The following is a 10,547-nucleotide window of genomic DNA, read 5'->3' as shown; positions in this document are numbered from 1 at the left end:
TTGTGCTTCCTGCCTGTTCTGGAGGCCAGCATTGATTTCTGTCAGCTTTTCGAGGATGGCAGTCTGCCCCGTGCGGATAGTCTCCGTAGGTGCTTCCCGGTGGTGAAGGAGGCTTTCACTGATCCGGGTCAGCCGGTCGATAAGGGAGCCTTGCCCTTCATGGTAAGATGGGGCTGGGGCTTGTTGTGCAGACTGACGGAGGATTCCTTCTACATCGGTCAGCTTGTTTAGAATGGCAGTCTGGCCACGGCTGAGGGCACTGTCAGTCTGGAGCTTGTGCAGGCTCTCATTTAGGGTGTTCAGAGTCAGGATGATCTTCTCGTCAGCCCCTTTACTACCTTCCATGATGCGGCGCAGAATGGTGATGTTCTGCTGAAGTAGTGCCACATTTTCTGTCGTGAGACGCATGAAGTCCTGCACCCGTGGAAGCCATGCCTCTATGTTGGCGGCTTTGTTTTCTGCTGCACGGGCAGAATCGTGGGAGGCCTTACTGTCTGTTTCTGCGGCGGGAGTATCAAGGAAGGTCTGGTCGGCCAACCATTCTTCAATCTCATTGGCAAAACGGTTCTGCGCCTGCCCCGAAGTCAGATCGAGGAAGCCAAGGATGAGCGACCCAGCCAGACCGAACATGGAGGCAGAAAAGGCTGTGGACATCCCAGCAAGCGGTTTGATCAGACCTGTTTTGATGTGGTCGAACATGGTGGAAATATCTGCGCCACCAGAAGGCATGGCACCGATAACATCCGCAACAGAACGCACGGTTAGGATCAGCCCGTAAAATGTCCCTAGTAGCCCCAGAAATACCAGAAGCTGCGTGATGTAGCGGGAAATTTCTCGCCCTTCATCCATGCGAGCCTCCAAGCTCTCTAGCATAGCCCGTGTGGTCTGTGTGGAGAGGGCCAGCTTAGGGTTCTGGTCACGCCGTGCCCGTAAAACACGAGCCATAGGGGAGAGAAGGCGGGGTGGTTCTGGTACCTTCAGCCCAGCCCGTGGCTGACGAAGAATGTTGACCCAGCGAACTTCTGGGAAGAGCCGAAGGGTTAGATGGAGATTCCAGAGAATACCAAGCAGTAGAATTGCAACGATGACACCATCTAGCCCCGGATTCACCATAAAGGCATGGATCAGCACATTCCGTAGGGCAAAAGCCAACCCCAGAATGATCAGCAGGAAAACAATGATACGGACGAGATAACGGGTCGGGCGTGTCATGGTATCGTGTTTCCTTTTTCAGGGCTGTCTGAAGGGGCAGGGTTGGCTTCGGGGAGGATGTCTAGCCTGTCCGCTGGTGCTGTATCGGTACTGTCTGGCCGCCCTTGGGCGATGGGATAGATGCGTGTTGTGGCAATGCCGCCTTGTATCAACAGGCTACGCACGGCCAACGCACGGGACAGGGACATGCGGCGGGGTGCGGAAATGTCGCTGCCCGGTGCTGTGGCATAGCTGCGGAGAATGAGGCGGGTATTCACCTTTGGTGCCATGGTCTCTGCGTAATGGCGGATGGCATCAATCGTGGTGGCATTCATGCCGGTGCTGTTTGCATCGAACAAAATACGGAGAGAATCAGATTGTTGAGCTTCAGCTCGACTGTGGCTGTCCTTGGTGGGTTGTACATCTGCTGCGGGGACAGGGGGATGTAGAACAACCGGAAAAGTCGGCGGTGTTATGACGGTCGGCTTGGGCGCCCCAGCTGAAATGGCGGGCACTTGTGTGTAGCCTGATGGTACTGGCGGCAGTGGCGGGGTTGAATCATGATGGACGGGGGCTGGCTGGCTCGTATGCCGGACAGTCTGTTCGTGCCTTTGGGCGGGGGCCGCCTTAGGCAAAGCATCTAGATTGGTGGAAACCTGCGCCTGCACAGCCGGGGCGTACAGAAGACCTGCCAGAAGAGGCGTGAAAAGTAGAGGGGAGAGGGAAGCCTGCCGTTTTTTCATGCCGTTATCCTATGCGGAGGAGCCGTATCCTGCAATCATTATGGCAATATCATGCTGCGGAATACGGCCCCATAACCCTCTCATGGTGGTGTGAAGGCTTAGTCCTGTGTGAGGGCGTTGTGGACCAGCTCCCGTAGTGGGGCATGGAAATGCTGGTTACCAGCAACCACATTCACTTCATCATCAAGATCGCCAAGGTCACGGCCCTGATCGTCCGTGGCATGGCCTCCGGCCTCACGCACGAGCAGTAGGCCAGCAGCGCAGTCCCACGGCTTCAGACCCAATTCCCAATAGCCTTCATAGCGTCCAGCTGCCAGCCATGCGAGGTCCAATGAAGCGGCACCGCAACGGCGGATGCCAGCGACTTTGGGCATAAGGCTGCTCAGAACACGCCCGAAGGGCAGGCGGTGTTTTGCCGGAACTTTGGCAAAAGGAATACCTGTAGCGAACATGGATTCTGAGAGCTTGCGCCGTGCGGAAACACGGATGCGCCGGTCATTGAGGAAGGCACCGACACCTTTTTCTGCCCAGAACATTTCATGGGAGGCCGGGTTATAGACGACAGCAGCCACAAGCTCGACATCCCCGTTTGGATGACGCCGCTGGAGAGCGATGGAAATAGCCCAGAGCGGGATGCCATGGAGGAAGTTGGAGGTTCCATCCAGTGGGTCGACAATCCAACGCCATGTCCAATTATCGCCGCCGGAGGCACCGCTTTCTTCCATCAGGAAGGCATAGCCAGGGCGGGCACGGGCCAGCTCTTCACGGATGGTCTTCTCAGCCCGCATGTCGGCCTGGGAGACGAAGTCTCCCGGACCTTTGATGCTGACCTGAAGTTGTTCAACCTCGGCAAAGTCACGCAGGAGAGAGCGCGCCGCTTTTTGCGCCGTGTTCTGCATGACGGCCATATGGGGAGAAAGACGCATGATCAGTCCTTGGCACGCTCAACGTAAGTGGCGTCTTCCGTGCGGACGACAATGCGCTCACCAGCTTCGATGAAGGGAGGAACCATAACCTTCACACCGTTGGACAGCACGGCAGGCTTGTAGGAGGAGCTGGCAGTCTGGCCTTTGACGACCGGGTCGGCTTCGGCGATTTCCAGCGTGACCTGCGGCGGCAGAGTAACGGCAACGGGGTCACCCTCAACCAGCTTGACACCGATTGTCATGTTGTCCTGAAGGAAGGGGAGCTGATCACCGAGGATGTCCTTCGGCAGCATGGTCTGCTCGAATGTTTCCGGGTCCATGAGGACGATGTTGTCGCCGTCCATGTAGGAATAGATGTAGTCATTATCTTCGGTCAGGAGACGTTCGACAGTATCAGCTGTACGCCACCGCTCGTTGCTTTTGTTGCCGCTGGCGAGGTCACGCATCTCCACCTGGATGAAGGCACCGCCCTTACCCGGGGTCAGAATCTGCTGTTTAAGAACGGTCCAGCGGCGACCGTTATGTTCGATGACCTGCCCGGCCCGGATGAGGTTGGCTTGCTGTTTCATGTCAGCTCCTGATGTACGTGCAAAAGATCGGTGTTGCTCAAGGCTCCCTGCCTTGTAGGTGGGAGCGATGTAGCTCTGGGAGACTTCTAGCCGTGTCGGCGGGGGGGACGCAAGCTCCCTGTTACGCTCTAGGTAAAAGGATAGTGCTTTCCATCTGGTCCTCGTGCTTGCGAGGGGGTGGAGGTACTGTCAGATGATGAGTGGATGAGGTAATCCGGCCCAAGTGGGACTTTGCCTTTCCCGCCGGGGATATCCACGACATAGGTCGGCCAGATTAGACCAGAGACCCGCCCCCGTAGGCTCTCCAACAAAGCACGGCCTTCTTCCACCGGGACGTGAAAATGCGCTGTGCCGGGAGCGGAATCGAGATGGTGGAGGTAATAGGGCTTGATGCGGGCAGCGATCAGCGCACGGAGGAGGGCTTCCAGCGATTCAGTCGTATCATTCACGCCCCGAAGCAAGACGGATTGGGAAAGGACAGGAATACCCCGGCAGAGCATTTGCCGGACAGCCAGACGGGCCTCTTCTGTTAGCTCTCGGGCATGGTTGATGTGAGTGACCATCCAGAGGGCACGGTCAGTCTCCAAAGCATCCAGTAGGTCCGTTGTCAGGCGTTCCGGTGCGGCGACGGGGACACGGCTGTGGATGCGGATAATCTCAATATGGGCAATGGCTGACAGACGTTGGATGATATGCTTCATCCGGCGTGGGGAGAGCATTAGCGGGTCACCGCCGGTCAGGATGATCTCCCGTATCTGTGGATGTGTTTCAATCCAGTGGAAGGCGGTTTCTAATGCCTCTTCCCCCAACAGGCCACCATCTGGGCCGACATGCTCCCTACGGAAGCAGAAGCGGCAGTAGAGCGGGCAGATGAGCAGCGGTTTGAGTAGTGCTCTGTCCTCGTAGCGATGCACGATGCCGGGAACAGGGGAGAGGGCTTCATCGCCGATTGGGTCCTCATTTTCGTGTGGCATGGTCTGTAATTCCCGTGCATCGGGAATGACCTGCCGCCCGATTGGGTCATCCGGGCTGGTGATGAGCTGCTGAAAAGCCGGGGGAATGGCGGTGGCATAGCGGTCTGCCACAGCCTCTAACGCAGGAACTTGTTCCGGCGTGATGAGGTCTGCCTCAAGAAGCGCTTGTGTCGTGCGGAGTACTTTGTGTGGTGTGGAGGGTGAGGCGGGGTCTTGCATGAGGCTGCTCTAGCGAAAGGAGACGGCTTTCCGCAAGAAGACTCTACTATGGCGCTTGCGTGAAGGCCTGCTCTATAGGGGAGAGATGACGAGTGGGCATTAAAGTTCAAAAAGGGGAGGGGTGGTGATGGGACGTTTCAGCACGAGGCAGACAACAGCCCGGATACGGGACCGTTTACCATTTCTGCGGCGACGTGCCCGGATGGTGCAGGCCGTGCGGGCTTTCTTCGAGGGGCGGGGGTATCTGGAGGTCGAGACGCCCTATGCCGTTCCCGTGCCGGGTGAGGAGGTGCATCTGCGTTGTTTCCGTACCGTTTTGGACCATCCGGATGGTACATCAGAGGTGCGCCACCTCCATACCAGCCCAGAATTCGCTATGAAACGTCTTGTAGCCGCCACGGGGCAGCCTTTGTTTCAGCTAGCCCGTGTCTGGCGCAATGGGGAGCGGAGTGCGACCCACATGCCGGAATTTACCATGCTGGAATGGTACCGCCCTGGTGCGGCCTTATCGTCTCTTATGGATGAGACGGAACATTTGTTGCGTTCTCTTTTGCCGCCTAGCCTGCTTTATGGCGAGGATGATCTGGACCTGTCCCGACCTTTTGAACGTATGACGATGCAGGAGGCCTTTGCTCGTTATGTCGGGGTGGACCTGTTATCTAGTGCAGGGGATGCGGCCCGTCTTGCCCGTGAGGCTGGTGTTTCGCTCCGGGAGGGGGAGGATTGGGAAGACCTTTTCTTCCGCTTGTTGCTGGAGAAGGTTGAGCCGTATATCGGGCGGGAGCGTCCTACTTTTCTAACACATTGGCCAGCCGAACAGGCGGCATTGGCAAAGCGTGACCCGGCTGACCCACGGGTGGCTCTGCGTTTTGAGCTTTATGCCGCCGGGCTGGAACTTGCTAATGCGTTTGAGGAGCTGACAGACCCGCACGAGCAGCGCCAGCGTTTTGAAGCAGACCGGGGCCGGCGGATGCAGATTACGCCGGAACAGGACTGGCCAGTGGATGAGGCCTTTCTTGAGGCTCTACCTGACATGCCCCCAACATCTGGTATTGCATTGGGTTTTGATAGGCTTGTGATGCTGGCAACGGGTGCCCCTCGTCTTGAGGAGATTCTTTGGCTAAGCTGACAGAAATGGTTCCGTAACCAGAGTGCATGGTCGATAAATTATCGATGAGTGAAGGGGTGGGGGTATGAAACGCTCTGCATATGGACAGGGAGTATGGCTGGCTCTTGGGGCAGCTTTGTTGCTGGGAGGGTGCACAGCACCGGCTCTTCAGCGGCCTAAGGTGCTGAATTCCATGGTCGGGCAGTCGACTGTAGAGGTCCTGCGCCGTTTCGGGGTGCCTACCCGTACCTATGTTGCCCAAGGGCATAATTTTCTGTCCTATATTGAGACGGAAACGCAGTTCTCCCCGGGGTATTCCGGTTGGGATTGGGGCTGGGGTGGCGGCTATGGCTATGGATACGGGGGAGGCTGGGGTGGCATCAGTATTCCCCCCAGCTATTACAGCTCTACCTGTCAGACGACATTTGAAGCGGTGGAGGATAAGGTTGTGGGATGGAAGCTGTACGGAGGGGGATGTTGAGTTTGATGCGTAGGTTGCGATGTGGGCAGACGCTGCCTGTAAAGCTGGGGCTAGCCTGTATGGCTCTTTCTGCTCTGGCTGGCTGTGGCGGCGGAACGTCAAACCGGCAGGACCCTCTTTCTGTGCGTGGTTCTTCTTATGCAGCACCACTGCCCGAGGCAAAGAGTATTCAAGAGGCGTATAAACCTGCTTCCTCTGATGAGGCGCCTAATCCGCAGGTCAAATATCATGTGCCGCCCTCATTTTCTTTTGAAGACAGGCCATTGAGTGACAATCTTTCTGGTTCCATCGAGATGGCCGATTTTGAGGCCGCCGTCATACGGTCTGGATACTGGTCCCTGCTGGAGGGAGAGAAAGAGTATACCGTGCTGGCTGTTCCCAATGGTCCTTTTGAGGCCTTCAAGCATGAGGTTAAGCCGGACCTTATGAGGCCTACGGGGCATAGCTATTTGAGGGGCTTTATTGGCCAGATGATCCTTGTTGGGCATTGGGATATGCCTACGATCCGGCGCAAGGCGGCAAAAAAGGGTGGCAGTGTCCGGGTGCCAACGCTCGCCGGGCCGGGGCATGACGTTATTTTAAAGCCTACAGTCTTTGGTGATGTGGAAGTCATCGGCAAGGATGGCACGGTGACGCTAACGGGAGGAGGCTACCCGCAGTCCAATGGCGTTCTGTATATGGCAGACTCAATTCTCCCCTATTAGTAAGGGGAGACTCGCCTGAGTTAGGAGAGGGCTTCGCTGACAGCTGCGAAACGAGCTAGGCCATCTTCTGCCGGGTCCAGCGTGATAGCGAGAAAGTCGGCCCCAGCTTGTGCGGCGGCACGGGCTTCTTCTGCGGTGCAGACATGTTCAGCCACGGCGGGAAGTTCGGCAAACACGCTCCATTGTGTCAGGGCGGATAGATTGACAGCAGGGAGGCTGACGTAATCGGCACCCTGCTCCCCAGCGGACATAGCATCATCCAATGTCAGGCATGTGCAGCCGATTTGAAAAGAGCCGGGTTTGTCCTTACGACCCGCAAAGGTTTTGACATCCTGTAAGCTGGAAAGATGAATCCCATCACTGTCCTTTAGGGAGACGCCTTGGATCAGATTGAGGCTGGCAGGTGCCAGAATCAGGGCTACGTTCCGTTCCCAGGCTACTTGGCGGACAGTTTCAAGCTGCTTGCGTTCTAGTGGCTTGTCAAAACAGAGCCGCAGGGCCGTGACAGAGTCATTAGCTAGCAGAGAAGGAAGCTGCTCCTGCACTGCTGTCAGCGCAGAGAGGGAAGGAATGACAGGGTAGAGGTCACAGTGATTCATAGGAATCAGATGTGGCAGATTGTTTGTGTATTGACCAGCCTTTCATCTTTCAGGGGAGCATCAGCGTTGGGATGCTCGTATCAGATGGGCGTTGCGAGAAAAGGCGTCCTCTCATGTCGTTTGGTAGACCAGCCCGGAAGTCCCGGCACACGACTCCCTCAATACCTTTATGCAGGGCCTCGATAGCGAGTGAGGCACTGGCCCCACAATCCAGAATGGAGGGTGCCTTGGACTCCCCGATGAGGTGGAGCCACCACTCTATGCCTAGACTGGCCCCGGCATGGAGAGGGGAGAGGATGGTGAAGGGGTGTCCAGCAAAATGCTGATGCACTTTCAGGAGGGTTGTGCGGGTAGAAATGGTGATAAAGGGACGGGGGAAGGATGGAAAGATGCTTGACGCACTGTGAGGATCGGTCATTCTGGCTCCATCTGGGACGATGGCTATAGGTTCATGGGGGATGCAGGTTGCCTGCTTCTACCGTGGCAGGGGCGTATCATAGGCTACGAGGTGAGGGATGTCAGTGCAGGAGAAAAAGCAGGTGAGCGCCATGCAGAAAAATCCGGACCTTGAGCGGCTGGAAATCGCTCTTGTCCAGCTTGGTTTTGCTTTGGAGCAACAGGAGATTCAGTGCGAGGCTGAACGTACAGAGCAGAAAAAAATGAAACAGGCCCTGCTTGCCAGAATTGATGCTCTTGAAGCCCGATTGCGGGGAATTCTCGATATGGATGCAGAGACGGCCGGGCTGGCAGCATCTTCTGAAGCAGAAGAGGAAAGATAAGACATATGGCGCAGGTAACGCTTTCGGTTGGTGGTCTTAGCTATACGGTTGGCTGTCAGGATGGTGAAGAAGAGTATCTGAAGGACCTTGCTGCTTCCATCTCTCGGCGTCTTGAGGAAGTACGCAGGACATTGGGGCCGCGGGGCGATGGCGAAGCTATGTTTCTGGTCGCTTTGCTTACGACTGATGATCTTTATGAAGCCCGTAAAAAGCAGATGACGGACGAAGAGCGGGCAGCCGTGGCGCGTAGCAGCCAGATTGAGGCCTCTTACAAACAGACAGCGGGGCGTCTGGCGGATGCAGCCGATATAGCAACCAGTTTGCTCCAGCGGGTGGAAGAAGGTCTCAAGCCATCGGTCGGGGCAGCTACCTCCGATAAGGTGGCAGTGAACGAATAAGGCGCGCGCAATTTCCCACATACTGGCCCTACCTATGGCCGTGATCCATAGAAAGCACTGTTCCGGTGCTTGTCTAGTACCGGGTAGGAGTGCAATATGAGGGTCGAAGCTGCCTGGTGCGTCAGGCACGATCAACCTCTGGGCCGATAAGCACTTCCAAGGGAACTGGCTCTGTCGTGGCTGTGGTCACGTTATTACCGGTGCCCACCTGCCCTAGCAGGTCCGGGAGGGCTGATGAGACCAACGGCCAAGGCGGCTTCACCAATTCATGGATTTTATGGCCCAGCTTCCTCTTCCATCCGTTTGCGATAAAAAAATGATTCGTCAGAAAATTCTGGCGTCCCGTCGGCCCGTTCTGCCACGGCAGAATCGGCAGCTTATCGCTAACCTCCTGATCAGCCTTCATCACATAAAGCCGACCGTGATTGCGGCTACATGGCCTCTGCCGGGGGAGGCGGACCTTCGCCCGCTTTGTGAACAGTTGGTGCGGGCGGGCTATTGTGTCGTTTTGCCGCAGACACCTCCTAAGGGAGAGCCTCTTATCTTTCGGGAATGGCGATGTGATCGCCCAATGCGGAAAGGCCGCTTCGGGACGTGGTACCCTACAGGGAGACGGAAGGAACCTGATGTTATTCTGGTACCTTTTGTAGCGTTTGATAGGCAGGGGGGGCGGCTTGGCTATGGTGGCGGTTATTATGACCGAACCTTACCTCTTTATCCGCAGGCTACGCTTATAGGGTATGGTCTGTCTTCACAGGAGAGAGAGGCCCTGCCTATGGATGAGTATGATCATCGACTACCCGTCATTGTGACGGAACGTGAGATTATTCAGATCAGAAAGAATGAAGGATAGACATTGAGACTGTTATTTCTGGGAGACATCGTTGGCCGGTCAGGGCGTGAGGCTGTTCTAGAGGGCTTAAAAGGCTGGCGAGAAGAGCTATCGCTGGACATGGTCGTTGCGAATGCGGAGAACGCCTCCCACGGTTTTGGTCTGTCCCCTCAGATTGCTCGTGATCTGCTGGATGGCGGTGTGGATGCTATAACGCTGGGCAACCATGCGTGGGACCGGAAAGATCTTATCGGACAGCTCAATCAGCTTCCTGCTGTTGTCCGTCCTGCCAATTATCCCGAGGGAACACCGGGGCAGGGGAGCTGTGTTGTCACTCTGCCTTGTGGGCGTAAGGTGCTTGTTATCAATGTGATGGGCCGTGTCTTCATGGATGCTCTGGATGATCCATTCCGGGCCGTGGAACAGATTCTTTCCAAGCATCGTCTGGGAGGAACCGTTCAGGCCGCCGTGTTGGATGTCCATGCAGAAACCACCAGCGAGAAAATGGGATTTGGACATCTTTACGATGGGCGAGTTTCTCTCGTGGTCGGTACTCATACGCACGTGCCAACAGCCGATCATCGTATTCTGAAAGGTGGAACAGCCTATCAGACGGATGCGGGTATGTGTGGTGACTATGACAGTGTGATTGGTATGGAAAAAGAAAATGCCATTCGCAAAATGCTCAAGAAGGTGCCGACAGAACGCTTCCAGCCTGCTGGAGGAAAGGCCACCGTTTCTGGCTTGATGGTGGAAACGGATGATGCAACGGGGCTGGCTATTCGGGTCTGTCCGTTCCGTCAGGGAGGGGACTTGTTGCCTTCCATGCCGAATTTTTGAGGGTAGGTAAGAATTTTTATGGATGAAAGGGCCGGGTTTGAATGACCCGGCCCTTTCTATTTCGGGGGAGGGGAGGAGATAAGGGAAGGAAAACCGGGACTTTTTAGGATTTTTTAACGTTTTTTGAAGTTTTTTTGATTTTTTCTCTTTTTTGGGGTTGTGCGGGTAGGGGGTTCTGCGTATA

14 protein-coding genes and 1 other RNA gene are annotated in these 10,547 nt (G+C 55.9%); 8 read left to right on the top strand and 7 right to left on the bottom strand.

Features of this window, described 5'->3' with window-relative positions:
- The 5 genes from AL01_RS09195 to AL01_RS09175 form a co-directional block, all read right to left on the bottom strand.
- Positions 1–1,212: MotA/TolQ/ExbB proton channel family protein (locus tag AL01_RS09195; protein WP_077397254.1), on the bottom strand; the 1,212-nt coding region annotated here is incomplete at its 3' end.
- Positions 1,209–1,934 carry an OmpA family protein gene (locus AL01_RS09190; protein WP_077397253.1) on the bottom strand — a complete coding sequence of 242 codons (726 nt, stop codon included), beginning with the start codon at positions 1,932–1,934 and terminating at the stop codon, positions 1,209–1,211. The genes AL01_RS09195 and AL01_RS09190, both read right to left, overlap by 4 nt.
- A 98-nt stretch (positions 1,935–2,032) precedes the next feature.
- Positions 2,033–2,860 (bottom strand): inositol monophosphatase family protein, encoded by an 828-nt coding sequence (locus AL01_RS09185; RefSeq protein WP_077397252.1) that lies wholly within the window; start codon positions 2,858–2,860, stop codon positions 2,033–2,035.
- 2 nt (positions 2,861–2,862) lie between these two features.
- On the bottom strand, positions 2,863–3,429 hold the full coding sequence (gene efp, locus AL01_RS09180; protein ID WP_077397251.1) for an elongation factor P: 567 nt from the start codon (positions 3,427–3,429) through the stop codon (positions 2,863–2,865).
- Between the two features lie 128 nt (positions 3,430–3,557).
- The gene (locus tag AL01_RS09175; protein ID WP_077397250.1) at positions 3,558–4,622 is read right to left on the bottom strand and encodes a lysine-2,3-aminomutase-like protein; all 1,065 of its coding nucleotides are present in this window, start codon (positions 4,620–4,622) and stop codon (positions 3,558–3,560) included.
- A gap of 127 nt (positions 4,623–4,749) precedes the next feature.
- Here AL01_RS09175 and epmA point away from each other — a divergent pair, with 127 nt between their 5' ends.
- The 3 genes from epmA to AL01_RS09160 all read left to right on the top strand — a co-directional run bounded on the left by epmA (position 4,750) and on the right by AL01_RS09160 (position 6,915).
- Complete coding sequence (epmA, locus tag AL01_RS09170) at positions 4,750–5,751, top strand: EF-P lysine aminoacylase EpmA (protein WP_077397249.1); 1,002 nt, start codon at positions 4,750–4,752, stop codon at positions 5,749–5,751.
- A 64-nt stretch (positions 5,752–5,815) separates the two neighbouring features.
- Positions 5,816–6,211: a hypothetical protein gene (locus tag AL01_RS09165; protein WP_077397248.1), complete on the top strand. Its 396-nt coding sequence runs from the start codon at positions 5,816–5,818 to the stop codon at positions 6,209–6,211.
- A gap of 5 nt (positions 6,212–6,216) precedes the next feature.
- Positions 6,217–6,915 carry a hypothetical protein gene (locus tag AL01_RS09160; RefSeq protein ID WP_143280764.1) on the top strand — a complete coding sequence of 233 codons (699 nt, stop codon included), beginning with the start codon at positions 6,217–6,219 and terminating at the stop codon, positions 6,913–6,915.
- A 20-nt stretch (positions 6,916–6,935) separates the two neighbouring features.
- Here AL01_RS09160 and AL01_RS09155 read toward each other — a convergent pair whose 3' ends face one another.
- Positions 6,936–7,514, bottom strand: a complete 579-nt coding sequence (locus AL01_RS09155) for a beta/alpha barrel domain-containing protein (protein WP_077397246.1) — start codon at positions 7,512–7,514, stop codon at positions 6,936–6,938.
- A gap of 49 nt (positions 7,515–7,563) precedes the next feature.
- A complete protein-coding gene (locus AL01_RS09150; protein ID WP_077397245.1) occupies positions 7,564–7,932 on the bottom strand; it encodes a hypothetical protein in 369 nt (122 codons plus the stop codon).
- A gap of 130 nt (positions 7,933–8,062) precedes the next feature.
- Between AL01_RS09150 and AL01_RS09145 the strand changes: the two genes are divergently transcribed.
- The 5 genes from AL01_RS09145 (at position 8,063) to AL01_RS09125 (ending at position 10,363) form a co-directional block, all read left to right on the top strand.
- Positions 8,063–8,293 (top strand): hypothetical protein, encoded by a 231-nt coding sequence (locus tag AL01_RS09145; protein WP_143280763.1) that lies wholly within the window; start codon positions 8,063–8,065, stop codon positions 8,291–8,293.
- A 5-nt stretch (positions 8,294–8,298) separates the two neighbouring features.
- A complete protein-coding gene (locus AL01_RS09140; RefSeq protein ID WP_077397243.1) occupies positions 8,299–8,691 on the top strand; it encodes a cell division protein ZapA in 393 nt (130 codons plus the stop codon).
- Positions 8,692–8,794: 103 nt separating this feature from the next.
- A non-coding RNA gene (gene ssrS, locus AL01_RS09135) (6S RNA) lies at positions 8,795–8,954 on the top strand.
- A 53-nt stretch (positions 8,955–9,007) separates the two neighbouring features.
- Positions 9,008–9,544, top strand: coding sequence for a 5-formyltetrahydrofolate cyclo-ligase (locus AL01_RS09130; protein WP_241502797.1), 537 nt, complete (start codon positions 9,008–9,010; stop codon positions 9,542–9,544).
- 3 nt (positions 9,545–9,547) lie between these two features.
- Positions 9,548–10,363 (top strand): TIGR00282 family metallophosphoesterase, encoded by an 816-nt coding sequence (locus AL01_RS09125; RefSeq protein ID WP_077397242.1) that lies wholly within the window; start codon positions 9,548–9,550, stop codon positions 10,361–10,363.
- Positions 10,364–10,547 lie beyond the last annotated feature (184 nt).

Source organism: Bombella intestini, from assembly GCF_002003665.1.
GTDB classification, from domain to species: Bacteria; Pseudomonadota; Alphaproteobacteria; order Acetobacterales; family Acetobacteraceae; genus Bombella; species Bombella intestini.
The sequence above is the reverse complement of the archived record's forward strand: the minus strand, read 5'-3'. Positions and strand labels throughout refer to the sequence as shown.